Origin of the sequence: Rhodocaloribacter litoris (assembly GCF_011682235.2) — a bacterium.
Classification (GTDB): domain Bacteria; phylum Bacteroidota; class Rhodothermia; order Rhodothermales; family ISCAR-4553; genus Rhodocaloribacter; species Rhodocaloribacter litoris.
Genome location: NZ_CP076718.1, coordinates 503,780 through 529,168 on the forward strand (window position 1 = coordinate 503,780; position 25,389 = coordinate 529,168).

At 68.9% G+C, this 25,389-nt stretch carries 20 protein-coding genes; 13 read left to right on the forward strand and 7 right to left on the reverse strand.

The annotated features are described in order from the left end of the window. The first annotated feature begins 3 nt into the window (after positions 1-3). Positions 4-2,664 carry a DUF6519 domain-containing protein gene (locus tag GQ464_RS02045; RefSeq protein ID WP_166978858.1) on the forward strand — a complete coding sequence of 887 codons (2,661 nt, stop codon included), beginning with the start codon at positions 4-6 and terminating at the stop codon, positions 2,662-2,664. 82 nt (positions 2,665-2,746) lie between these two features. Here the strand turns inward: GQ464_RS02045 and GQ464_RS02050 are convergent, their stop codons facing one another. The 3 genes from GQ464_RS02050 to GQ464_RS02060 all read right to left on the reverse strand — a co-directional run bounded on the left by GQ464_RS02050 (position 2,747) and on the right by GQ464_RS02060 (position 5,770). Further along, positions 2,747-3,373, reverse strand: a complete 627-nt coding sequence (locus tag GQ464_RS02050; protein WP_166978856.1) for a DinB family protein — start codon at positions 3,371-3,373, stop codon at positions 2,747-2,749. A gap of 171 nt (positions 3,374-3,544) precedes the next feature. Next, positions 3,545-4,537, reverse strand: coding sequence for a quinolinate synthase NadA (gene nadA, locus GQ464_RS02055; protein WP_166978854.1), 993 nt, complete (start codon positions 4,535-4,537; stop codon positions 3,545-3,547). A 120-nt stretch (positions 4,538-4,657) separates the two neighbouring features. Then, positions 4,658-5,770: a PorV/PorQ family protein gene (locus GQ464_RS02060; RefSeq protein WP_166978852.1), complete on the reverse strand. Its 1,113-nt coding sequence runs from the start codon at positions 5,768-5,770 to the stop codon at positions 4,658-4,660. A gap of 354 nt (positions 5,771-6,124) precedes the next feature. On the opposite strand from GQ464_RS02060, the gene GQ464_RS02065 reads away from it, so the two are divergent. After that, positions 6,125-7,315: a class I SAM-dependent rRNA methyltransferase gene (locus GQ464_RS02065; protein WP_166978850.1), complete on the forward strand. Its 1,191-nt coding sequence runs from the start codon at positions 6,125-6,127 to the stop codon at positions 7,313-7,315. A 146-nt stretch (positions 7,316-7,461) separates the two neighbouring features. Here GQ464_RS02065 and GQ464_RS02070 read toward each other — a convergent pair whose 3' ends face one another. The 4 genes from GQ464_RS02070 to GQ464_RS02085 form a co-directional block, all read right to left on the reverse strand. Continuing rightward, complete coding sequence (locus GQ464_RS02070; protein WP_166978848.1) at positions 7,462-8,205, reverse strand: hypothetical protein; 744 nt, start codon at positions 8,203-8,205, stop codon at positions 7,462-7,464. A gap of 112 nt (positions 8,206-8,317) precedes the next feature. Further along, positions 8,318-9,685, reverse strand: coding sequence for a 16S rRNA (cytosine(967)-C(5))-methyltransferase RsmB (gene rsmB, locus GQ464_RS02075; RefSeq protein ID WP_166978846.1), 1,368 nt, complete (start codon positions 9,683-9,685; stop codon positions 8,318-8,320). Between the two features lie 73 nt (positions 9,686-9,758). Further along, positions 9,759-11,783 (reverse strand): transketolase, encoded by a 2,025-nt coding sequence (tkt, locus tag GQ464_RS02080; protein ID WP_166978844.1) that lies wholly within the window; start codon positions 11,781-11,783, stop codon positions 9,759-9,761. A 242-nt stretch (positions 11,784-12,025) separates the two neighbouring features. Continuing rightward, positions 12,026-13,255, reverse strand: a complete 1,230-nt coding sequence (locus GQ464_RS02085) for a vitamin K epoxide reductase family protein (protein ID WP_166978842.1) — start codon at positions 13,253-13,255, stop codon at positions 12,026-12,028. Between the two features lie 231 nt (positions 13,256-13,486). Between GQ464_RS02085 and GQ464_RS02090 the strand changes: the two genes are divergently transcribed. The 11 genes from GQ464_RS02090 to trpA all read left to right on the forward strand — a co-directional run bounded on the left by GQ464_RS02090 (position 13,487) and on the right by trpA (position 25,336). Next, positions 13,487-15,364, forward strand: a complete 1,878-nt coding sequence (locus GQ464_RS02090) for a chloride channel protein (RefSeq protein ID WP_166978840.1) — start codon at positions 13,487-13,489, stop codon at positions 15,362-15,364. Next, entirely contained in the window at positions 15,361-16,290 is a 930-nt protein-coding gene (locus GQ464_RS02095) for a mechanosensitive ion channel family protein (protein ID WP_166978838.1), read from the forward strand. Before GQ464_RS02090 ends, GQ464_RS02095 begins: the two co-directional genes overlap by 4 nt. Positions 16,291-16,707: 417 nt before the next feature. After that, positions 16,708-18,225, forward strand: coding sequence for an anthranilate synthase component I (trpE, locus tag GQ464_RS02100; RefSeq protein WP_166978836.1), 1,518 nt, complete (start codon positions 16,708-16,710; stop codon positions 18,223-18,225). A gap of 108 nt (positions 18,226-18,333) precedes the next feature. Continuing rightward, on the forward strand, positions 18,334-18,819 hold the full coding sequence (locus tag GQ464_RS02105; protein WP_166978834.1) for a hypothetical protein: 486 nt from the start codon (positions 18,334-18,336) through the stop codon (positions 18,817-18,819). A gap of 11 nt (positions 18,820-18,830) precedes the next feature. Next, a complete protein-coding gene (trpS, locus tag GQ464_RS02110) occupies positions 18,831-19,886 on the forward strand; it encodes a tryptophan--tRNA ligase (protein ID WP_166978832.1) in 1,056 nt (351 codons plus the stop codon). Between the two features lie 171 nt (positions 19,887-20,057). Continuing rightward, positions 20,058-20,663 carry an anthranilate synthase component II gene (locus GQ464_RS02115; RefSeq protein WP_166978830.1) on the forward strand — a complete coding sequence of 202 codons (606 nt, stop codon included), beginning with the start codon at positions 20,058-20,060 and terminating at the stop codon, positions 20,661-20,663. Beyond that, on the forward strand, positions 20,660-21,688 hold the full coding sequence (gene trpD / locus GQ464_RS02120; protein ID WP_166978828.1) for an anthranilate phosphoribosyltransferase: 1,029 nt from the start codon (positions 20,660-20,662) through the stop codon (positions 21,686-21,688). Before GQ464_RS02115 ends, trpD begins: the two co-directional genes overlap by 4 nt. Positions 21,689-21,752: 64 nt before the next feature. Beyond that, positions 21,753-22,571: an indole-3-glycerol phosphate synthase TrpC gene (gene trpC / locus GQ464_RS02125; protein WP_166978826.1), complete on the forward strand. Its 819-nt coding sequence runs from the start codon at positions 21,753-21,755 to the stop codon at positions 22,569-22,571. 8 nt (positions 22,572-22,579) lie between these two features. Next, positions 22,580-23,224, forward strand: a complete 645-nt coding sequence (locus tag GQ464_RS02130) for a phosphoribosylanthranilate isomerase (RefSeq protein ID WP_166978824.1) — start codon at positions 22,580-22,582, stop codon at positions 23,222-23,224. Between the two features lie 50 nt (positions 23,225-23,274). Further along, complete coding sequence (gene trpB, locus GQ464_RS02135; RefSeq protein WP_166978822.1) at positions 23,275-24,504, forward strand: tryptophan synthase subunit beta; 1,230 nt, start codon at positions 23,275-23,277, stop codon at positions 24,502-24,504. A gap of 10 nt (positions 24,505-24,514) precedes the next feature. After that, the gene (gene trpA / locus GQ464_RS02140; RefSeq protein WP_166978820.1) at positions 24,515-25,336 is read left to right on the forward strand and encodes a tryptophan synthase subunit alpha; all 822 of its coding nucleotides are present in this window, start codon (positions 24,515-24,517) and stop codon (positions 25,334-25,336) included. Positions 25,337-25,389 lie beyond the last annotated feature (53 nt).

A 25,389-nucleotide genomic window follows, 5' to 3' on the forward strand; every position in this document is an offset into this window, starting at 1 on the left:
ACCATGAAGGGGGACTTCACCCGCTCGACGTTCGACCCCGCCCGGCACTACAGCAGCGTCCGGATGCAGCAGGGCCGCGTCTGGCTCGACGCCGACTGGAACGAGCACCAGGACATCGCCGACCACCTGAGCCGCACCGCGCACGCCGACGTCATCGGACCGCACGGGGCACCCCTGCACGACGCCGGCTTCGGCCTCTCCGTCGACGGCGACGGGGTCCTGCAGATCGGCGCGGGGCGCTACTACGTCGACGGCATCCTGTGCGAGAACGAGGCGCCGGTGCCCGTCACGGCCCAGCCGGACCTGCCCGGCTATGCCCTCCCCGAAGACGCCGGCCTCTACCTGGCCTACCTCGACGTGTGGGAGCGGCACGTCTCGGCCCTCGAAGACGGCCACCTGCGCGAGGTGGCCCTGGGCGGGCCGGACACGACCACCCGTACCCAGGTCCTCCGCCAGGTGAAGCTGCTCCGCGCCGGCGACCCCGGCGACGACCTCCACTGCCTGAGCGAACCCGCCGCCTGGGACACGCTGACGGCCCCGAGCACCGGGCGGCTCTGCGCCCGCGCCGTCCCCGCCGACGCCCCTACCGACCCGTGCATCGTGCCGGAGCAGGGCGGGTTCCGCGGCCTGGAAAACCAGACCTACCGGGTGGAAGTCCACCGCGTCGGGCCCGGCACCGAGCTGGGGCTGAAATGGTCACGGGAGAACGGCTCGGTCGTCTTCGCCTGGCTCGAACAGAACGGGGATGAGCTCACCCTGGCAAGCACGGGACGCGACGAGGTCCTCGGCCTCTCCCCCCTCGACTGGATCGAGCTGACCGACGACGACCGCGAGCGGCGGGGCGAGGCCGGCGTGCTCGTCCAGGTCCTGGGCATCAACGGCCACGTCGTCACCATCGACCCGGGCAGTGCCGTCATCGACCGGGCCGGCTTCGGCACCAACCCGAAGGCGCGGCGGTGGGACATGCCCGGCGGCGAGATCCCCTACACCCCGGCCGGCCCGGCCACCTACATCGACCTCGAAGACGGCATCCAGGTGGCCCTGCTGCCCGGCACCTACCGGGTGGGCGACTACTGGGCGTTCCCGGCACGGACGGCCACGGCAAGCATCGAGTGGCCGGCGGACGACCTCGGCGACCCGGCCTGTGTGACACCGCACGGCATCTACCACCACTACGGCCGCCTCGCCCTCCTCGCCTTCGACGGCACGAGCTGGTCCGTCCTCGCAGACTGCCGCACCTTCTTCCCCCCGCTGACCGAGGTCGCCGCCTTCGCCTACGCCGGGGGAGACGGCCAGGAGGCCCTGCCCGGCGAAACGCTCGCCTACCCGCTGGAAGCCGCCGTGTGCCTCGGGCAACATCCCGTCGAGGGTGCCCGCGTCCGCTTCCGTATCCTCGACGGAACCGGCGGTTCCCTCTCCGGAGGAGGCGCTACGGGCACCGACCTGGTCGTCGAGACCGGGCCGGACGGCCTGGCCGCCTGCACCTGGACGCTCGATCCCGACACGGGCACCCCCCACCAGCGCGTAGAGGCCACCTGGCTCGACGCCGCCGGCGACCCGCGCCACCACCCGATCCGGTACAACGCCAACCTGAGCCTCGCCGCCCGGGTCGGCTACACACCCGCCGAAGACTGCGAACCCCTCTCCGGCACCACGACGGTGCAGGAAGCCCTGGACCGGCTCTGCCTCCTGACGGGCGCGCCCCCCGAACCCGGCATCACCATCCGGGCGGTCGAACTCATGCAGGACGGGCCGCTGCCCAACGACGGGCACCTCGCCCTCAACGACTTCCGGAACGGGTTACGGGTGCTCTGCGACGCCGACATCGACCCGTTCACCGTCTCTTTCTCCTCCGGCGACTTCTCCCGGCAGCGGGCCCGCGCCACGTGCTACGTCACGCTGGAGATGCCGCTGGTGATCGAACGGGCCGCCGGCGGGCCGCTGCTGGCCGGCTACACGCCGCTGGTCCTCCCCCCCGCCGAGGCCTTCGTCGAGGCCAACACCATCGTGTGGCAACCCGCTCCCTCCGCACTCGACTGGGTGGCCGCCGAACTCGACCGGCTGCGCAAGCGCCTGGCAACGCCCGACCTGGAAATCCTGGCCCGCTTCGTGCTGAAAGGACACTTCATCTGGGCCGCCAACGACCCGACCCGCTACCTCGACGGGGAAACCTCCGGCATGGCCGAAGAACCGGGCCTGCGCTTCCCCGGAGGCGACGGCCGCCGCGGCGGCGACTTCGAGATGTGGTTCTGGCTCACCCCGGCCGTCGCCGCCGGCAACCCGGCTATCGACGTCGAACCCGCCGCCCTCGGCTTCGGCAACGTGGCCCTCGGCAGCTCGGCCGAGGCCACGTTCACCCTGGCGAACACCGGCAACGCGGTCCTCACGGTCAGCAGCATCCGAACCACGAACACGCAGTTTGCGGTACAGGCACCGGACGCTCCGTTCGAGATCCCGCCCGGCGGCACGTCCCCGCCCGTCGTGGTCGTCTTCCAGCCAGCCCAGCTCGGCCCCGTCTCGGCGAACGCCGTGATCACCTCCAACGCCGCCAACACGCCGCTGCTGCAGGTGCCGCTCAGCGGCAACGGCTTCATCGACATCGACCTCATCCGGGGCGGCGGGGGCGGCGGAATCATCGGCGGGGGCGGCGTCATCGGGCGCTGACCACCGCCCGGCAGTTCCCTAACGAAAGCACCCGGCCCTTGTGGGCAACCTGCCATGCAGGACACGGATGAGGTGATCCTGTTCACCAGGCCACGATGCCACGCCTGTCTGCGTAGTAGAACAGCAGATCCATGTTACCCGGAGCGTGGCCAAGTTCTCTCAGCAACAACACGACCTGCCCTCGGTGATGAACGGCATGGTTGGCTGCGTGATGTAGCAGCTCACCCAGCGGCATAAAACGTTTCTCGCCCCCGGCTCCCCTGTATTCGACGTTACGTGCCAAATCCTGGTCTTTCAACCCGTCCAAGAATCCACGCATGTAAGCCTCGATCCGCCTCCATGCTTCTATAAGTGATGCAACCGTCGGGTAGTCGTCAACCTCAAGGCGCGGACCACGTTCGGGACCACCACACCGATCCAACCAGCCCCACTCTGTGCTCAAAACGTGAACGAGTGTATTTCTGACGGATCCGTAGCTCCCGGCTACCGAACGCGTGAACTCTTCCGGAGTCAACTGCAAGATCACGCGGAAGAGCCTTTCATTAGCCCAGTAGCTGTAGTCAAAGAGAAGGCGAAGGTCGTTGACGGTCATCGAAATGCTGCCTTTGGGGATTGCCGGATTCAATGCCGAAACGGCTGCCCAATGCACCGGTTCAACGGCAACACACAGTGGCACCCATTTCCACAACGGACGGCTCCTGAGCGCCATGGTTTTGCACACTGCTCTCCATGGCAACCAGAACAAACAGCACAATTTGCTAAGGTAGCGCAGAGACCCCGACGGAGCAACTACCGTCTGCCTGTACGACAGACCGCCAATCCGCCCCGAGTGAACTGAAATACAGTGCCTGTTACATACTATGAAACAAACCGGGCGTCGTCAGGCGACGGCCGCACTCATCTCGAGCATCCGCTCGATGGGCCGGAGGGCGCGCCGGCGCAGCTTCTCGTCCATCGTGATCTCCGGCTGCTCGTGCTTCAGGCAGAGGTACAGCTTTTCGAGGGTGTTCAGGCGCATGTGCGGGCACTGGTTGCAGTTGCACCCGCTCTCGGGCGGCGCCGGGATGAACGTCTTCTCCGGGCTATCCTTCCGCATCTGATGCAGGATGCCCTCCTCCGTCGCCACGATGAACGTGTCGTGCGCGTCCTCGCGGGCAAAGCGGCGGATCTGGCTCGTGGACCCGACGAAGTCGGCATGGCGGAGGACGGCCTCCTCACATTCGGGATGCGCAAGCACCGGTGCGCCGGGATACCGCATCTTGAGGCGAACGAGCTTCTGCTCGCTGAAGGTCTCGTGCACGATGCAGACGCCGTCCCAGAGGACCATGTCGCGGCCCGTCCGTTTCATCAGGAAGCGCCCCAGGTTGCGATCCGGCGCGAAAAGGATCGGCTGGTCTTCGGGAATCTGCCGGATGATGTGTTCGGCGTTGGACGAGGTGCAGATGATGTCGCTCAGGGCCTTGGTGGCCGCCGAGCAGTTGATATAAGAGACGACGACGTGGCCGGGATACCGGGCCTTGAAGGCGGCAAAGGCGTCCGCCGGGCAGGCGTCGGCCAGCGAGCAGCCCGCGTTGAGGTCGGGCAGCAGCACCTTCTTGCCGGGGTTGAGGATCTTGGCCGTCTCGGCCATGAAATGCACGCCGGCGAAGACGATGATGTCGGCGTCCGTCTCGGCGGCCTTGCGCGAGAGGCCCAGCGAATCCCCGATGTAGTCGGCGATGTCCTGGATGTCCGGCTCCTGGTAGTAATGGGCCAGGAGCACGGCGTTCTTCTCGCGCTTGAGCCGCTCGATCTCCTCGAACAGGTCCAGGAACGGGTCGATCTCCTCCTCGACGTATCCGACGGCGGGGTCGAGGACGGGCAGGTCGGTCATGGCGGCCGGGGCTGGGTGGGCAGGTGGTTGGGACGTGTCACGCGCCCGCTTTAACGCGGGATGCCGGGCATCAGGTTTCGCCGCCCCGTCGCCCCCGGGGCATGCCCCGCCTCGGGCCGGCTACTCCGAAGACGATTCCGGGCGTTCGAGGCGAAGCTGGAGCGAGATGCGATGGGAAAAGCCGAGGTCCGAACTGAGGCCGGCGAAGTCCCCGAAGCCGTAGTCGATGCTGAGCTGCCGGATGTGCAGGCCGGTCCCGACCGAGGGCGTCAGGCTGACCCCTTCGTCGAAGAAAACGCGGTTGACGCCGGCCCGGAAGGCGAGCACGCCCTTGTAGAGGAATTCCGTTCCCAGGCGCGGGTGGAAGGACACGTCACCGGCGTTCAGGACGAAGGCCTGCTGCCCGTCGAAGGCCAGGTCCACGTCGAGGCCCAGCGTAAAGCTACTCTCCAGACCGACGGGGACGATGACGCCCGTGCCCAGGCGTGCCACCGGCAGTACGAGTTCCGTTCCCCCCTCCGGGATTGCATCGCCGAACACCTCCTCGATGTTGCGCAGCGCATCCCGGTTCACGCTCCAGCTCTGCAGCATCGTCGAGAGATCCTGCACGTTGACGCCGAAGACGAAGCGTTCTCCCCGGTATTGCAGGCCGGCGTCGAAGCTGTAGCCCCAGGCACTGGCAAAATCCCCGATGTTGCGGCGGATGACCTTGCCGGTCACCCCGAACGAGAACCGTTCCCCCAGGGCACGGGCGTAGCTGAGAAAGAAGGCCAGGTCGGCCGCCGAAAAGCTCGTGAAGTACTGGTCCGGGTTGGGCCGGGGCTGATCACGCTCCGGATCCCAGGCATCGAGCGTGTTCTTGATGTCGTTGACCCCGCTGCGAAAGAACGAGAGGCCGACGTAGGACCGGTCGTTGACGGGAAAGGCGATGCTGCCGTAATCGAAGGAGACGACCCCGGCGAAGCGTTCGGCGTGCATGTAGGCGAGCTCGGGCGCGGCGAGGCGACTCAGCCCCGCCGGGTTCCAGTAGCCGGCCGTGACGTCGCCGGCTACCGCCACGTAGGCCCCGCCCATACCGAGCGCCCGGGCCCCGACCCCGCCCGCCAGAAAGTCGGCCCCGTACTTGGCAATCTTCTGGGCCGGAGCCTCCGGCACCAGCCACAGCAACACCAGCAGCCCGGCCGCCGCGAAGCGGCTCCGCCGCACCCGGTGCCGCGTCGAAAATGCGTTCATGCGCTTGCCCTGTGATGGAAAAACCCGTTCGCGCGCCGAAACAGGCACGAACGCGTTCCGGTGTGGTTAACGTATCGGTCCGTATCGTTTCGGGTCAAGGGCAAAAAGGGGTTCATGAACGGGATCCGGCGCCTACCCCGGGAAAGGCCGCCCCCCATGCTACACGGCCGGGCTCGACGAGACCCAACGGCCTCCGGCAAAGACGTGTTCCTGCCGCCCCGGGCAAAAAAGCACGCCCGTGCCGCGTGACGTTTCCATGAACTCGCCCGAACGCCTTCCCGGGAGGCAGGGATTCCGCCGCCGGTCATATAACTTCGCCGGACCGCTTTCCTCCGAACCACAACCCTGCGTCCCATGAAGCGCGTCATCCTGCGCCGTCACAAGGAAAAGGCCCTGCAGCGGGGCTATCCCTGGGTGTTTGCCAACCAGATCCACCGGATCCACGGCGACCCGGCCGGCGGCGACGTCGTGGAGATCGCCTCGGCCGACGGGCAGGTGCTCGGCCTCGGCCTCTACCACGCCACGTCCCTCATCGCCGTGCGCTTCCTCACCTCGGACGCCACCGCCACGATCGACGCCGCCTTCTTCCGGGAACGGCTCCGCCGCGCGCTCGCCCTGCGGGAGGCGGCCTTCCCCGGTGCCACGCACTACCGGCTCGCCTTCGGCGAGAGCGACGGCCTGCCCGGCACCGTCATCGACCGGTACGGCGACGTGCTGGTGTGGAGCACCCTCTCGCTCGGCATGGAACAGCGCCGCGACCTCCTTCTCGACGCCCTCGAAGACCTCCTCCACCCTACTGCCATCGTCGAGCGGAACGACGTCCCGCTCCGGGCCAAGGACGGGCTGGCCGAAACGAAGGGCGTCCTGCGCGGGCGGTACGAGGGTCCCGTGGAGATCGAGGAGCACGGCGTGCGCTACGCCGTGGACGTGCTCGACGGGCCGAAGACCGGCTTCTTCATCGACCAGCGGCTGCACCGGGCCGCCGTCCGCCCCTTCGCCCGGGACCGGCGCGTGCTCGACGTCTTCAGCGCCGACGGAGGCTTCGGGCTGCAATGTGCGGCCGCCGGCGCCGCGTCGGTCCACCTGCTCGACGTCTCCCAGGCCGCCCTCGACCGCGCCGTCGCCAACGCCACGCGCAATGGCCTGGCCGACCGCCTCACCACGGAACAGGCCGACGCCCTCGACCGCCTCGGCCGGCTGGTGGAAGAAGGCGCCTCCTACGACTTCGTCATCCTCGATCCCCCCGCCTTCGCCAAAAGCCGCCGCCACGTCGAAGAGGCCACGCGCGCCTACCAGCGGATCAACATCAGCGCGCTGCAACTCCTCCCGCCCGGTGGCCTCCTGGCCACGGCATCCTGCTCCCAGGCCATCGGCGAGGGGGACTTCGTGAAGATCATCCAGTACAGTGCCCGCAAGGCGGGTGCCCGGCTGCGTCTGCTCTATCGCGGCACCCAGCCCCCGGACCACCCCGTCCTCGACACCATGCCGGAGACCCACTACCTCAAATTCTACCTCTTCCAGAAGCTGTACGACGAGGTGCCCTGAACGACGGGCGTATGAACACCCCGCACGACGCCGAAACACAGATCCGCAACCCGATCAGAACACATGTCCCCCGAAGGCTCCCCGCCGGGCCATGCGCCCAACCCGGTCGCCACGGCCCCCGAATTTCCCACCCCGGAATCCGCAATCTAGCGGCGCACGCGGAAGCCGAAGACCGGCACGAGCATGTCGGTCCGGGACCGGGCCAGGTCCAGGAGGATCCGGCCGTCGATCTCCTCGAAGGCGGCACTGGCGGCGTACTCCGCTTCTGTTCCGAAGAGATACCGGAGGCCGGCATGTACGGAGGCCCTTGCCGTGCCCTCCCAGGCATCCTCCCACGTGTGCACCACCAGCTCGAAGCCCCCGCCGGCCCCGTAGCTGAGGGCCAGGTCGGTGACCCGCGCGTCCTGGTCGAGGCCCCGGCGGAAGATGACGACGTCGCTCTCCACGTCGATGTGGGTCACGAAATACCGCAGCCCTCCTACCACGTCGACGTAGGGCAGGAACACCCCGCGCGACGGCTGCAGCCGCAGTACGAGGTGCCCCATCAGCACGTTGTTGGTCACCGCCACGTTCAGGGCTTCCAGGGGAAGGGCGAAGTCGCCGGTCAGACCGTCGTCGAGGGGCGAGCGATGCAGGCTGAGGCGGGAGCCGGTGCCGTAGTGGAGGAACCCGACCTCGGAGCCGAGGACGAGGGGCGAGCCCGGCACCCGCCCGCCGAGAAACCCGAGCAGGCCGTACGCATCCCGTTCGAGCCGTTCGTCGAAGGCCCCCTGCGGCACACCCGCCGCGAAGTTGATTTCGGCCCAGACCTCCCCCTGCTCGCGGGATTGTCCCAGGGCCAGGGAGCTCGCAAAAAAGATAGGAAGTGCCGCCAGAACCCATCGTCTCATCGCATCTGCCCTCCGGGAGAGTCCCTCTGCCCATTGTCGTGCCGGCTCGATCGCCATGCCGTCAAATGTATCCATTACACATGTTTAAGGCAAGGCACATCACCGGGCATCCTCACCCCGCCCGCCGCAGCCGTGCCCCGAATGCCCCGTCGATCTCATGCCGGTGGGGCAGCGAGGCGAAGAACCCTTCCGAGGTGACCAGGGCACCGGGCACGAAGGGATGGGCCGGTTCGAGGGTGAAGTCCGGATGTCGTTTCAGGAAGGCCGCGATGCGGGCCTCGTTCTCTTCCGGTTCGATGGTGCACGTGGCGTAGACGAGCAGGCCTCCCGGGCGGACGAGGCGGGCGGCGGCGTCGAGCAGTTCGTCCTGCAGGCGGATCAGCTCGTCGAGGGCTTCGGGGAGGCGGCGCCAGCGCAGGTCGGCGCGCCGGGCGAGGACGCCGAGGCCGGAGCAGGGCGCGTCGAGCAGCACCCGGTCGCCCCGGGGGGCATCGGGCCGGTTGGCGAGGTGGCGCAGATCCACCGCTTCGGTTTCGATCAGGGCCAGCCCTTCGCCCCGGGCGGCTTCGGCCAGGAGGCGCAGGCGCCCGGCGTTCACGTCGAAGGCGAGGAGCCGCCCCTGCCCGCGCATGCGGTCGGCGGCGTAGCGCGCCTTGCCGCCGGGGGCGGCACACACGTCCAGCACGGTTTCTCCGGGCTGCGGGTCCAGCAGGCGCACGACGAGGCCGGCACTCTCGTCCTGCACGGCGCAGCGGCCGTTGTCCAGCAGCCCGGCTGCGCGGACCGGCTGGAGCTGCCCGAGCCGGAGGAAGTCGTCGAGGTAGGGCGACGGCGTCCATGCGACCCCGTGCGCGTCGAGCAGGGCGACGACGGCCGCCCGGTCGGCCCGGGATGAAAGTCGCAGGCCGAAGACGGGGCGGGCATTGTTCCACGCCAGGAGCCGCTCCGTCTCCGCCGTGCCGAAGCGTTCCACCCAGCGCCGCACCATCCAGGTCGGGTGCGAGGCCCGGATGGCCAGATCTTCGACCGGGTCGCCCGTCTGCGGCACGGGGAGCGCGTTCCGGTGCCGGAGCACGGCGCGCAGGAGGCCGTTGACCAGGCCTCCGGCACCGGGCCGCACGAACGCCTTGGCCAGTTCCACGGCCTCATGCACGGCGGCATGCGCCGGGGTGCCGAGGAAGAGCAGGTCGTAGAGGGCAAGGCGAAGGATCTGGCGGAGCGTGGGCTCCATCTTCTGGTAGGGGCCCCGGTAGAAGTGCGCGATCAGGAAGTCCAGCCGGCGCCGCCAGCGGGTGACGCCGGCCACATACTCCGTCACGAGGCGGTCGGCACGCGGATCGGCCTCACCGGCCGCGTCGTCGCCCACGAGCCCGGCAAAGGCACCTCCCACCTCGATCCGGTCGAGCTGCCGGACAGCCCGGCCCCGGGCGGTGCGTTCCAGCGCCGCCGCCTTCCTGCCGGTACGCTTTCGAGCAGCCATACACGCCCAAGGTATCGGGGCGTACCCATCACGTCATACGCCCCCTGCCCTGCAAAACACGCCCCCCGACGGATCAGAGCAGCGCGCGGGCCGCCTCGACGACCCGGTCCACGGTGAAGCCGAGCTTTTCGAACACCACTTTGCCCGGTGCCGAGGCCCCGAAGCGGTCCAGCCCGATGACGTGCCCCCGGGGGCCGACGTAGCGCTCCCAGCCCAGGGTGCGGCCGGCCTCCACCGCCACCCGTGCCGTCACCTCCGGCGGCAGGATGGCCCGGCGATAGTCTTCCGGCTCCCGCTCGAACAGTTCCCAGGAGGGCATGCTGACGACGCGGACGCGATGGCCCAGCCGGCGAAGCCGCTCCGACGCGGCGACGATGAGCGCCACCTCGCTGCCGGTCGCCATCAGGATCAGCTCCGGCTCGTCGTCGTCCGAGAGGATGTAGGCGCCGCGCCGGAGCCCCTCGGCCGGTGCGAGCGTCGTCCGGTCGAGCACCGGCACCCCCTGGCGGGTCAGCGCCAGCGCCGTCGGTCCATCGCGGCGGAGCAGGGCCACACGCCAGGCCTCGGCGGTCTCGGCCGCGTCGGCGGGGCGGATGAACGTGAGGTTGGGGATGAGCCGCAGCGACATGGCGTGCTCGACGGGCTGGTGCGTCGGGCCGTCCTCGCCGAGGCCGATGGAATCGTGCGTGAAGACGTAGACGACCGGCAGGTGCATGAGCGCACTCAGGCGCAGGGCCGGGCGCATGTAGTCGCTGAAGACGAGGAAGGTGCCGCAGTACGGGCGGAGGCCGCCATGCAGGGCGATCCCGTTGCAGATGGCCGCCATGGCGTGTTCCCGCACCCCGAAGCGCAGGTAGCTGCCCGACGGCTGGTCTTTCTGGAAGTCCGTGCGTCCTTTGATGAACGTGTTGTTCGAGGGCGTCAGGTCGGCCGAGCCCCCGATGAGGTTGGGCAGCTTCGCGCCCAGGGCCGCCAGGACCGCCCCGCTGGCCTTGCGGGTGGCCACCGAGGTGCCCGGCTCGAACACGGGCAGGTCCGCGTCCCAGTCCTCGGGCAGGCGCCCATCGAGCCAGGCCCGGAAGGCGGCGGCCTCGTCCGGGTAGGCCCCGGCGTACCGCTCCAGCAGGGCCTGCCAGGCCTCCTGCGCCGCCCGTCCCCGTTCGACGGCTTCTCCCAGGTGTTCATAGACCTCGCCGGGCACGAAGAACGCCGGTTCCTCCGGCCAGCCGAGCGCACGCTTCGTCAGGCGCACCTCCTCCTCGCCCAGGGGTGCCCCGTGCGCCTCGGCCGTGTCCTGCTTGTTCGGGCTGCCGTAGCCGATGTGCGTGTGCGTGATGATGAGCGAGGGGCGGCTCGCGTCGGACCGGGCGGTCTCCAGTGCCCGGGCCACCGCCTCCAGGTCGTTGCCGTCGGGGACGTCGAGCACCTGCCAGCCATAGGCTTCGAAACGCCGCCCCACGTCTTCCGTGAACGCCAGGTCGGTGCTTCCGTCGATGGAAATCTCGTTGTCGTCGTAGAGGTAGATGAGCTTGCCCAGGCCCAGGTGGCCTGCCAGGGAGGCCGCCTCGTGCGAGATGCCTTCCATCAGATCCCCGTCCGAGACGATGCCGTAGGTATAGTGATCGACGACGGGAAAGTCCGGGCGGTTGAAGCGGGCGGCCAGAAAGCGCTCGGCGATCGCCATGCCGACCCCGTTGGCAAACCCCTGCCCGAGCGGCCCCGTGGTCGTCTCCACCCCCGGCGTGAGGAAGTTCTCCGGATGTCCGGGCGTCCTCGACCCCCACTGGCGGAAACGCTTGAGCTCCTCCATCGGAAGGTCATAGCCCGTCAGGTGCAACAGGGCGTAGAGCAGCATCGAGCCGTGCCCCGCCGACAGGACGAACCGGTCCCGGTCCGGCCAGGCGGGGTCCTTCGGGTTGTGTTTCAGGAAATGGTGCCAGAGTACATAGGCCGGGGCCGCCATCCCCATCGGCATGCCGGGATGGCCGCTGTTGGCCTGCTGCACCGCATCGACGGCCAGAAAACGGATGGTGTTGATGCTGCGTTGCGCCAGTTCGGTTGCCAAGGCACGATCCACCGCAGAGGAAGCCTGTGTCATGGGCCGGAGGAAATTCATATTATGATATGATCACGCGGGTTAGGGGTGTGCAAAGTTACGACATCGCCGGCCCGGAAAACGGGCCGAACGGGTAAAAAATTGGAAAAGCCGGACGGCGCCCCGGCGTGGCCGTCGTGCGCCAGGGCCCTCCGAGCCACGGACCACGCGCCTCCTGCCTCCCGGTCCGGACCGGATGTCGCATGCCGGAGCGGCGGGCCCCCCGCTTCAAACCGCCGGGCTCCTCACGGGGTCCCGGCGGCCGAGGCGATGAGGTGGTTCAGGCAGGTCGTGCTGCGCGCTGCGGGATCCACCACGCGCCCGTTGATCATGACCGCCGGCACGCCGCGCAGCCCGATCGCGGCCAGTTCTTCGCGGATACGCCGGATCTGGTCGAGGTGCATCCCCCGTTCCACCCGGGCCTGAAACCGATCCGGATCCATCCCCAGCCCGGCTGCCAGCGTGCGAAGCCGGTTCATGTCCAGCCCCCCCTGCTGCTGGTGCGCGAACTGGGCATCGATCATCTCGAAGTATTTCCCTTCCTGCGCCGCAACGTACAGCGCCTCGGTCTGCAACATGGACTGGGGAAAGACGACGAAGGGAATCAGGTAGAAGCGGGCCCGTTCGCGGTTGGCCTCCACGACCTGCTTCATCACCGGGTGCAGGGCCTTGCAGTGCGGGCAGTTCGGGTCGAAGAACTCGATCACCGTGACGGGGGCCTCCAGGTTGCCCTGGTAGGGATCCCCGATGCTGAAGAAGCGGTCGTAGTCCGCCACGGGTGGGATCTCCTCGCTGTACCGGCATTCCGCCCCGGGACGGGCGGTGTTCGCCGCGGCGGTGGCCGGCGGGGTCTCCGCCGCCGCGACCGCCGGGGTGCCCGGTGCGGGCAGGCTCTTGAAGTAGACCACGTCGGCCACGGCCACGAGGAGCAGCACGATCCCCAGGGCGGCATACAGGCGCGGTTCACCGGGGCGATGGCGCGTCACCATGCCCCGTAGTCCCGCCGGAAGCCGCACCATCTCCCCCACCTGCACGGCGAACATCGCCGCCACCGTCAGGGCGGACATCAGGCACAGCAGGCAGAACTCGCCGATCTGCACGGACTGCACGTAGAGCAGGTAGGCGGAGTACGCAAAGCCGAAGAAAAGAAGCACCGCCCGCGCCTGTTTGATCTTTGCACGCCACCCGTCGCCGACGAAGACCACCGCCGCACTCATCCAGGCCACGAGCACGTAGAAGAGCAACCCCCAGACCACGTTCGAGACGCCGAAGACCTTGCCGGCGTCGCTCTGCACCACCGCCTCGCAGTCGAACGTGGGGTCGGGCGCGGAGAAGCCCAGGCACCCCCGGTCGAAGCCGCGCTCGGTCTGGAGCCAGAGGTGCACGACGACCAGCAGGCCGAAGAGGGCCAGCCCGTAGAGCAGCCGGTCGGTCAGGGGACGGTAGGGAGCGAAACGCAAAGCAGGGGTGTTCATCGAACCTCAGGTCATCAGCATGCGGAGGAACCTCAGGCAACCAAGATAGAGAAAACGGGGAACATGACGAAAGGCACCCCGGCCGCGCGCCCGCGAAGCGACGCGGCACGCCGCCCCGGTCACGGACCGCAACCACGGGCCTTTCTGGAATTTCGCGTGATCTCGCCACAGGCGGCGCGTTTTTTCCGGTAGATGCCTACCTTAGCCTGCATATCCGCTTCCAGATCGAAGATGGCACGTCGACACCGGTTCGAGCGTTCGTTCGACTTCGCCCGGGGACTCTACCCGCACACCCGCCGGCTCTTCGAGCAACATTTCAACTGGCAGCTTACGGGGCGCTGGATGTTCTATTCGGCCCTGGTCGGGGTGCTGGGGGCGCTGGGAGCGTTGATCTTCGCCACGCTGGTCCAGACGGCGAGTGACGTCTTCCTGCTCGACCTGGCAGGCTACCGGATGCCGATGCCGGGCGGTGAGGGGCCGCCGGGCGAAGCCTTCGACCTGCAGGCGGCCCTGCATCCGGCCCGGCGGTGGCTGCTCTTTCTGATTCCCACGCTGGGCGGGCTCGTCTCCGGCTGGCTGGTTTTCACGTTTGCCCCGGAGGCCGAGGGTCACGGCACCGACGCCGTCATCCGGGCTTTCCACCGGGGCAAGGGACTCATCGGCTGGCGGGTGCCTGTGGTGAAAGCGCTGGCTTCGGCGGTGACCATCGGGACGGGCGGCAGCGCCGGGCGTGAGGGCCCCATCGCCCAGATCGGCGCGGCGCTCGGAAGCCTGCTGGCCCGGCGGCTCGGCCTGAGCGAACGCGAGCGCCGCATCCTGCTCATCGCCGGCATCGCCGCCGGCGTCGGCAGCATCTTCCGTTCCCCCCTGGGTGGGGCCTTCTTCGCCGTCGAGGTCCTCTACCGGCAGGACCTTGAAACCGAGGGCCTGATGCCGTCGGTGGTGGCCGCCATCACCGGCTACTCGATCTTCTCCACCGTCGAGAGCTCCGCCACCGTCTTCACCGTTCCGAGTTTCACCTTCGTCAACCCGCTCGAGCTGGTGCCACTGATCGTGTTCGCCCTGCTCTGCGCGGCCGTCGGCATCCTGTACGTGGACATCTTCTACGGCACGAAGCGGGTCGTCTTCGACCGGATGAAGCTGCCGCCGCACCTCAAGCCGGCCGTCGGCGGGCTCCTGGTGGGGACCATCGCCTTCTGGTTCCCGGCCGTCCTGGGCTCGAGCTACGGCTGGCTCCAGCAGGCCATGTACGGCAACCTGCCGCTCGCGGTGATGGCCCTGCTGGCCCTGGCGAAGATCTTCGCCACGTCGTTCACGATCGGTTCCGGCGGCTCGGGGGGCGTCTTCGCCCCGTCGCTCGTCATCGGGGGGATGCTCGGCGGCCTCTTCGGCGAGGGGCTGCACACCCTGCTGCCGGGTCTGGTCCGGCAACCGGAGGCCTACGTCATGATCGGCATGGCGACGTTCTTCACCGGCGTGGCCAACGTCCCGATTTCGACGACCATCATGATCTCCGAGCTGACCGGGAGCTACCGCCTGCTCGTTCCCCTGATCTTCGCCGGGGTGATCGTCCACCTGCTCGTGCGGCGCTGGAGCCTCTACACACAACAGGTCGACACGTACAACGACTCGCCCGCCCACCGGGCCGACCTCACGCCGAACCTGCTGGACGACCTCAAGGTCCGGAACGTCATCACCTATCCGGTTCATTACCACGTGCTCGACCCGGCCACCACGCTCGACGAGATCCTGAGCGTCTTCACCCGGACGCGCGAGGTGGTCCTGCCCGTACGTTCGGCGCATCCCGAACGCGAAGGGCCCTACCGGGGCCTCGTGCTGCTCGACGACCTCCAGTCGCTCCTGCAGTCCGAAGACATGATGCGGCGCTTTGTCGTGGCGGCCGACGTGCAGGTGCCCTTCGCGGCCGTCCACCTCGACGACAGCCTGACGACGGTGCTGGAAGTGTTCAACCGGACGGGCTACCCGGAGCTCCCCGTCCTGGACGAACAGGGGCGGATCACCGGCTTCATCCGGCAGGGACAGTTGATCACCGAATACCACCGGGCGTACCTTCGCCATGAGCAGGAGAGCCTCCCGACATCCCCATGAACTTCCCCATCGAACTGGAGAACGAGGTTGTCGCCCGGGTGCTGCTGATCGTGGTCACCCTGGCGGCGCTCTACGTGCTCACCCGGCTGGCCCAGCGGCTGGCCCGGCGGTACGTGACCGACCCGGCGCGGCTCTACAGCACCACGAAAACGATACGCCGCACCGCCGGCATCACGGCCATCGTGCTGGTGATCCTCCTGCTCTCCCCCGACGTGCGGGGCCTGCTCACCGTGCTGACCGTCATCGGCGCCGGGCTGGCCATCGCCCTGCGCGAGGCCCTGCTCAGCTTCGCCGGCTGGTTCCGCATCACCTTCCTAACCCCCTTCAAGATCGGCGACCGCATCGAGATCAACGGCGTCCGCGGCGACGTGATCGACGTCCGGGTCCTGCGCACGACGCTCATGGAGATCGGCGGCTGGGTGGATGCCGACCAGAGCACCGGCCGCATCGTCCACATCCCCAACAGCTGGATCTTCGAACACGCCCTGTACAATTACACACGCGGCTTCCGCTTCATCTGGAACGAGCTCTCCGTCACGGTCACGTTTCGGAGCGACTGGCAGGCCGCGCACGACATCCTGCTGCGCCTGGCGAACATCTCGGCCGAGATCGTCGAGCAGCAGGCGTCCCGTGAGATCCGCCAGATGTCGGGCGAATACCTGATCCACTACGGCATCCTCTCGCCGTTCGTCTACGTGCGGATCGTCGAGAACGGGATCCGGCTGACACTGCGCTACCTGTGCGAGGCCCGCAAGCGCCGGGGCACCGAGCACGCCCTGACGATCTCGATGCTGGAGGAGTTCAAACGGCACGGGGGCATCGAGCTGGCCTACCCCACCCTGGGCATCTCGAAGGGCGACACCCCGCAGTTCGGCCCCCTGCCCACATCTCCACAGAAACCACGACCCGACGAGAAGGCCGGATGAGGCTCTGACCGCTGGCGACGCCGCCACCGCCCAGTCCGCTACCCCTCCGTCGCTTCGCGACACCTCCCCTTCGCATGGGGAGGATTTTGTGCGCCGCATAGGTGACGCCAGACCCTTCCCCCTGGCCGCAGGCCGCACAGGGGGACGTGCCCCGAAGGGGGGATGGGGGTGCCCACCACCGTGGGCTTGCGTCGTGCGGAACGACGCATTATCTTGGGTGCCATGCAACGCACGCCGGTCCATACGTCCCCGGACGCCCGTCTGTGGTGGTGGTCCCCTGCTCAGGCAGTGGGTCGCACGGGGAGGTATGTACCGTAGTGCAGCCGCGCCCGGCTTCGACGCTGACCCACTGCCCCTCCGCAGTGGGTTTTTTGTTTTATCCACGTTTTTCGGACGCGTACACCTCCGAGACGCCCGATGCCCGACCTGCTCACGTTCGACGACTTCCTCAGCCTGGTGGAACGCCAGCGTGCCCGGGGCACACGACGGTTCGTGCTGCCCGTCTCCCGGCGCCGGAGCGCCGACCTGCTGACCCCGGTCGCGGCGTTCCTGGCCCTGCGCCGGGCCGGCCGTTTCGGCTTCCTGCTCGAGAGCGTGGAAGGCGGGGAGAAACTGGCGCGGTACTCGTTCCTGGGCAAAGACCCGTTCCGCATCGTCCGCGCCCGCGGCATGGAAGTCTCGATCGAGGAGGCCCGCCGAACGGAGGCACGGCGTGGAAGCATCTTCGCGGTCCTCCAGGAAATGCTCGACCGGTACGAGGAGGTCAAGGTGCCGGGCCTGCCCCGGTTCTCGTGCGGGGCCGTGGGCTACATGGGCTACGACACCGTGCGGCTGATCGAGCGGCTGGAACACCCCCCGCCCGACGACCTGGGCCTGCCCGACGCCGTCTGGTGCTTCTACGACACCCTGGCTGCCTTCGACCACGTCAAGCACCAGCTCGTGCTCATGGCGAGCGTCTTCGTCGACCCGGACACGGACCTGCGCCGGGCCTACCACGAGGCCACCACGCGCCTCGACCGGCTGGAGGACGACCTCCTCCGCACCCCGCTACCGGTCCCGGAGCCCGTCCACCTGGACCTGGCCGCCATGACCTCGAACGTCGGCCGGGACGACTTCGAGGCCGCCATCGAGAAGGCCCGGCACTACATCTACGAGGGTGACATCTTCCAGGTCGTCCTCTCGCAGCGCTTCGCCACCCCGTTCTCCGGTGATCCGTTCAACCTGTACCGGGCCCTGCGCCAGGTCAACCCCTCGCCGTACCTCTTTTACCTGGACCTGGGCGACTTTGCCCTGGCCGGCTCGTCGCCGGAGGTGCTCGTGCGGGTGGAAGACGGGCGCGCCGAGGTCCTGCCCATCGCCGGGACACGCCCCCGCGGCGCCTCGGAGGAAGAGGACCGGCGGCTGGAGGCAGAACTGCTGGCCGACCCGAAGGAACGCGCCGAACACCTGATGCTCGTCGACCTCGGGCGCAACGACCTGGGGCGCGTCTGCCGCCTCGGCTCGGTGCGGGTGGACCGTTACGCGTTCGTCGAGCGGTACTCGCACGTGATGCACATCGTCTCGTCCGTCTCCGGCCTGCTCGCCGAGCGACATGGCGCGCGGCGCACCCCCGCCGCGATGGAGGTGCTGGCCGCCTGCTTCCCCGCCGGCACCGTCAGCGGCGCCCCGAAGGTCCGCGCCATGGAGATCATCGACGAACTCGAACCCACCCGGCGGGGTATCTATGCCGGCGCCGCCGGCTACGTCGACTTCTCCGGCAACCTGGACACCTGCATCACCATCCGCACCATGCTCATCCGGGCCGGGACGGTCTACGTGCAGGCCGGCGCCGGCATCGTGGCCGACAGCGACCCCGCCCGCGAGTTCGAGGAAACGGTCAACAAGGCCCGCGCCCTCCACCAGGCCATGCGTGTCGCCGCCGAAGAACTGCTCTGACCCCCGCCCCGAAGCAATTACATGAATCTTTCCGAAACAAACCTGTCCTGCCCGTAGGGACAATCCTTACCTTTTCGCCGATTTTCCTCAGGCCAACCGAGAACCACGATGGGACTGAAAGAAGCGTTGCTCAAGAAGGGATGGGCCGGACGAACCCTCTCGCGCCAGGAAACCGTCGAGCGGCTCAACCCCCTCATCCGCCGCCTCTACGAGGTCATGCACGCCTACCTCTACGCCGAGCAGTACCTGGCGGACCGCGAAGTCGCAGCCTCCTTTGCGGCCCCGATGAAGATCCTCCGGGCCGACATCGGCAAGCTGAGCGAGACCGTCTTCAGCTGCGGCGGCGTCGCCTACAACGGCACCGACCTCGAGACGAGCGACTTCGACCTGGGGCGCACCGACGAGGCCATCCTCTTCAACTTGCTCGAGGCCGAAGAGGGCTTCTTCGAGGCGCTGGAAGCCGAGAAGGAAGTCGAGCACCAGATGCGCACGCGGGCCATCCTGGACGTGCTCCGGGCGAACAGCCGCAGCCGTCTCGAACTGCTCCGACGCCACACGGCCGCCCGCCGCCGCCCGGCCCCCTCCGCGACCTGACCGGCAAACCCATGACGGAAACGACGACCCAACCCGTTCCCGCCGAAAAGACGGCCGCACCGACCCGGCACGTGGTCGTCTCCGGCATCCAGCCCTCGGGGACGCTCCACCTGGGCAACTATTTCGGGGCGCTGCGCCAGCACATCGCCCTGCACACGCAGTACGAGGCCTACTACTTCATCGTCAACTACCACGCGCTGACCTCGCTCCGCGACGCCGACGCCCTGCGCCGGTACTCCCTCGACGTGGCGCTCGACTACCTGGCCCTCGGCTTCGATCCGACCCGGGCCAGCCTGTTCCTCCAGAGCGACGTGCCGCAGGTGACCGAGCTGGCCTGGATCTTCTACAACCTGACGCCCGTCTCCCAGCTCGAAAAGGGCGTCTCCTACAAGGACAAGGTGGCGCAGGGCCTGCCGGCCAACGCCGGCCTGTTCAACTACCCGGTCCTCCAGGCCGCCGACATCCTGATCTACGGCGGCACGCTCGTCCCCGTGGGCGCCGACCAGAAGCAGCACATCGAGATCACGCGCGACCTCGCTGGCCGCTTCAACCAGACCTTCTGCCCCGAGGACGACCCGCTCTTCCCCCTCCCCGAGCCCTACATCCTCGACGACGTCGCCGTCGTCCCGGGCCTCGACGGGCGGAAGATGTCCAAGAGCTATGGCAATACCATCGGCATCTTCGACGAGGGCAAGGCGCTCAAGAAAAAGGTGATGAGCATCGTCACCGACTCGACGCCCCTCGAAGCGCCGAAAGACCCGGAGCGCTGTAACGTGTTCGCCCTGATCCGCCTCTTCGCCGACGACGAGACGCGCGAGCGCATCGCCGCCGCCTACCGCGCCGGCGGCTACGGCTACGGCCATGCCAAACAGGAGCTCTACCGGCTGATCATGGACCACTTCGCCGAAGCCCGCGAGCGCCGCCGCGAGCTCGAAAAGCACCCGGACGACGTGATGGACATCCTCCGCGAAGGCGGTCGCAAGGGGCGCGAAAAGGCCGAATCCATCATGGAAAAGGTGCGCGAACGCGTGGGCCTGATCACGACGTACGACCGAACGGGATGGTGAGGGTGGCCTGGTGATGGGGTGCGTGGATGACGATGAGAAAAGGACGTCAAACGCCAAGGTGATGGCCACTCACGTCAACACGAAGCACCACCCATAAATCCCCCCACCCACCACCCACCCACACCCACCCAAACACCCAAACACCCAAACACCCAAACACAACCCCCCCCCATGATCCTCGTCATCGACAACTACGACTCGTTCACCTACAACCTGGTGCACCTGGTGGCGCGCGAGGAGGACGAGGTCCGGGTCGTGCGGAACGACGCCCTGACCGTCGAGGACGTGCGGGCCATGCAGCCGGACGGCATCCTGATCTCGCCGGGTCCGGGTCGTCCCGCCGACGCCGGCATCACGGAGGCCCTCATCCGCGAGCTGGGCGCCGAGACGCCGATCCTGGGGGTGTGCCTGGGCCACCAGGCCATCGGCGAGGTCTTCGGCGGGCGGGTCGTCCATGCGCCGGCGCTCATGCACGGCAAGACGAGCACCATCCGCCACGACGGCCGCACCATCTTCGCCGGCCTGTCGCAGCCCTTCACCGCCACCCGCTACCACTCGCTCGTGGTCGACCGGGCCACGCTCCCGGAGGTGCTGGAGGTCTCGGCCGAGACGGCCGACGGGGTCATCATGGGCCTGCGCCACCGCAGCCTGCCCATCGAGGGTATCCAGTTTCACCCGGAGAGCGTGATCACCGTCGAGGGTCCCCGCCTCGTCGCCAACTGGCTGCAGCGCGTGGCCGAGCACGCCGCACACAGAACCGCCGCACACGAAGGATGAAGACGTTTCTCAGGACGATCGCCGAACAGGGCACCCTCAGCCGGGAGGAGGCCGAGGCGGCCATGCACCTGATGATGCGGGGCGAGGCGGCTCCGGAGGAGATGGCCGGCTTGCTGCTGGGCCTGCGGGCCCGGGGCGAGACGCTCGACGAGCTCGCCGGCTTCACCCGGGTGATGCGCGCCTACGCCGTCCCGGTCGTGCTGGACGACCCGCACGCCATCGACGTCGTGGGCACCGGGGGCGACGGCCGCGGGACGTTCAACATCTCCACGGCGGCGGCGTTCGTCTGTGCCGGCGCCGGCGTGACCGTCGCCAAGCACGGCAACCGCTCGGTCTCGTCGAAGTGCGGCTCGGCCGACGTGCTGGCCGCCCTCGGGGTCCGCACCGAACTGGGCAAGGAAGGGGTGGAGCGTTGCCTGCGCGAGGCCGGGATCGCGTTCCTGTTCGCCCCGCTGTTTCACCCGGCCGTGCGCCACGTGATGCCCGTGCGGCGGGCCCTCGGCGTGCGCACCTTCTTCAACATCCTGGGGCCGCTGTGCAACCCCGCCGGGGTGCGACGCTACCTCGTCGGGGCCTTCAGCGAGGCGGTGGCCCGGCAGATGGCGGCCATCCTGGCCCACCTGGGCGCCGACTACGCCCTGACCGTCCACGCCGCCGACGGCCTCGACGAGCTCTCGCTCTCGGCCCCCACGACGGTCTTCGCCTACGACGCCGCCCGGGCCACCGGACCGGACGACATCGCCACGTGGACCGTCACGCCCGAGGCGCACGGCCTCGCACGCGTGCCGCTCGAGGCCCTCGCCGGCGGCGACGCCGGTGAGAACGCCGCCCTCATCCGCGCCGTGCTCGACGGCCGCCCCGGCTCCCATCGCGACGTGGTCCTCCTGAATGCGGCCTACGCCCTGCTCGCCAGCGGCCGCTTTGCCTCGCTGGAGGCCTGCTTCGAGGCCGCCCGGGAAAGCCTCGACAGCGGCGCCGCCCGCGCCCGCCTCGACGCCCTCGTCGAAGTTTCGAACGCAGGCTAACCCGACGAAACCCGCAACGCCACCTTCAAAGCCACAATCCCCAACCCGCACTCCGCAATCCGACGTGTCCACCCTCCTCGACCAGATCGTCGCCGCCACGCGGGAGGTGATCCAGCGCCGCCGGGCCGAGGTGCCGCCGGCCGAACTCGAAGCCTCGCCGTTCTTCCACGGCCCCACCCTGTCGCTGGAACGGGCGCTTCGTCGCGAGCACCTGGCCGTCATCGCCGAGATCAAGAAAGCCTCGCCCTCGCGCGGGGTGATCCGTCCCGACTTCGACGTGGCCGACCTGGCCCGGCAGTACAAGGCCGCCGGGGCCGACGCCGTCTCGGTGCTGACCGAGCCGGCCTTCTTCCAGGGATCCCCGGAGCACCTGGCCCTCGCCCGCCGGACGATCGACCTGCCGCTGCTCCGCAAGGACTTCATCCTCGACCCCTACCAGCTCGTCGAGGCCCGGGCCCTGGGCGCCGACGCCGTGCTCCTGATCGCCGCCGTGCTCGAGCGCGACCGGCTTCACGACCTGCACCAGGCCGCCACCGAACTCGGGCTCTCGTGCCTCGTCGAAGTCCACGACCTCGCCGAACTCGACCGCATCGACTTCGACCAGGTGCGCATCCTCGGGGTGAACAACCGCAACCTCCGCACCTTCGCGGTGAACGTCGACCACGCGCTGGAGGTCTTCGCCCACGTGCCGGAAGGCATCGTGCGCGTGGCCGAGAGCGGGCTGCGCAGCGGCCGGGAGCTGGCCTACCTGCGCGCCCACGGTGTCGACGCCGTCCTCATCGGCGAGACGCTGATGCGGGCCCCCGCGCCCGGTGACAAGCTCCGCGCCCTGCGGGCGGAGGCCGAGACGCACCGCCGCCCGCCCCAACCAGCCCGCCCCTGACTTTCCCCATGACCACCCGTCTCAAGATCTGCGGCCTCACCAACCTGGCCGACGCCCGCTACTGCGCGGCGGCAGGGGCCGACTACCTCGGCTTCATTCAGTACGAAGGCAGCCCCCGCTACGTCGACCCGGCGACCGCCCGGGAGATCATCGGCTGGGTGTACGGGGCCCAGGCGGTGGGCGTCTTCGTGAACGCGGATGCCGACACGATCAACCGCACCGCCGAGGACACCGGATTCGCCCTGGTGCAGCTCCACGGCGAGGAGCCGCCCGAGGTGTGCGCCGCCGTCGAACGACCCGTCATCAAGGCCCTGCACGTCGGCTCGGCCACGACCGTGGACGACCTGCGCCGCCTGATGGAGCGCTACGCCCCGCACGTGGCCTACTTCCTCCTGGACACCCGCAGCCACCGCGCCCGGGGCGGCACCGGCGAGCGGTTCGACTGGGACCGGGCCGCCCCCCTCACCAAAGACTACCCGGTCTTCCTCGCCGGCGGCATCGACGCCACGAACGTGGCCGAAGCCGTGGCCCGCGTGGCCCCCTTTGCCGTCGACCTCTCCAGCAGCCTCGAAGCCGAACCCGGACGGAAGGACTTCGACAAGCTCGCGGCCTTCTTCGAAGCCTGGGATGCCCTTGCACGTTCAACGTCTTAACGTTCAACGTTTCACGTTTTTAACGCTCAACGTTTCACGTATAACGCCTCATGCCCGACCCCGCACCCGCTCCGGCATCCCCCTATCTCGCGCCCGACGCCACCGGGCACTTCGGCCCGTACGGCGGGACGTTCGTACCGGAGATCCTGATCCCGGCGCTCGAAGAACTCAAGGCTGCCTATGCCGAAGCGCGGCAGGACCCCGGCTTCGAAGCGGAGTACCGGGCGCTGCTGCGCGACTACGTGGGGCGGCCGACCCCGCTCACCCGGGCCGAGCGCCTAGGCGAGGCCCTGGGTGGGCTGCGCGTCTACCTGAAACGCGAGGACCTCTGCCACACCGGCGCGCACAAGATCAACAACACCATCGGGCAGGTCCTCCTGGCCCTGCGGATGGGCAAGACGCGCATCATCGCCGAGACGGGCGCCGGGCAGCACGGCGTGGCCACCGCCACCGTCTGCGCCCGCTTCGGCCTGAAGTGCGTGGTGTACATGGGTGAAGAGGACACGCACCGGCAACAGCTCAACGTGCGGCGGATGCAGCTCCTCGGCGCCGAGGTGCGGCCGGTCACGAGCGGCACGCGGACGCTCAAGGACGCCACGAACGAGGCCATCCGCGACTGGGTCACCAACGTCCGGGACACGTTCTACATCATCGGCTCGGTCGTCGGCCCCCATCCGTATCCGATGATGGTGCGCGACTTCCAGCGGATCATCGGGGAGGAGACCCGGCGGCAGCTCCTGGAGCAGGAGGGCCGGGAAACGCCGGATGCCCTCGTGGCCTGTGTGGGTGGCGGCTCGAATGCCATCGGCCTGTTCCACCCGTTCCTCGACGATGCGGGCGTCCGGCTCTACGGGGTGGAAGCCGCCGGCGAGGGCCTCGACGGTCGCCACGCCGCCACGCTCACCCGCGGCCGGCCCGGCATCCTGCACGGTGCCATGAGCTACCTCTTGCAGGACGAGGAAGGACAGGTCGCCTGTGCCCACTCCATCTCGGCGGGGCTGGACTACCCCGGCGTTGGCCCCGAACACGCCTACCTGAAGGACACGGGCCGCGTGCAGTACCGCACCGCCACCGACGCCGAGGCCCTCGAAGGCGTGAAGCTGCTGAGCCGCACCGAGGGCATTATCCCGGCACTCGAGACGGCCCACGCCGTCGCCCTCCTGCCCGCCCTCGCCCGCGAGCTGCCCCGCGACGCCGTCGTGGTGCTGGGCTGCTCCGGCCGCGGGGACAAGGACATGGGCACCATCGCCGCCCGCCTGAGCGAAACCTGCAACCCCTGACCCGACCCGCATGTCCCGCCTGCACGACACGTTTGCCCGCCTCCGTGAGCGAAAGGAAAAGGCGCTGGGGCTCTTCCTGACGAGCGGCTTTCCCGAACCGGACGCCACGCTGCCGATCCTGCAGGCCCTCGACGAGGCCGGAGCCGACTTCATCGAACTCGGCATGCCCTTCAGCGACCCGCTGGCCGAAGGCCTGCCCATCCAGCGGTCGAGCGAGCGGGCGCTCCGCCATGGCATCACGATGGAAGCGACGCTCCGGACGGCGGCGGCCTTCCGCGCCGCGAGCGAGACGCCGCTGCTCCTGATGGGCTACGCGAACCCGGTCTACCGCTACGGCGTGCGGGCCTTCTGCCGCCGCGCCGCCGGGGCGGGCGTGGACGGCCTCATCCTGCCCGACCTGCCCCCGGAGGAGCGCGGTCTCGTCGCCACCGAAGCCGCCGACGCCGGCCTCGACCTGATCCACCTCATCGCCCCGAACACCCCGGACGAACGCATCGAAGCCATCGACCGGATCACGACCGGCTTCGTCTATGCGGTCTCCATCACGGGCCTGACCGGCACCGGCCTCGGCGCCCATGACGCCGTAGCCGCCTACCTCGAACGTGCCCGCCGGCACGTCACGCTCAACCCGCTGCTCGTCGGCTTCGGCATCCGAACGCACGAGGACGCCGTCCGCCTGACGCGCCACACCGACGGCTTCATCGTCGGCTCGGCCCTGATCACCCTGGCCGAACGCCTGTGGGACGACCCCGCCCGCACGGAAACCGAGCGGCTCGACGCCGTCCGGGCGTTCGTCCGCTCCCTCAAACACGGCACCCCGGTACCGGGCTGACCGCCTCCGGAAACCGGGCCGCGGGCGATCCCCCCGCCGGTGCCGGAAGAACA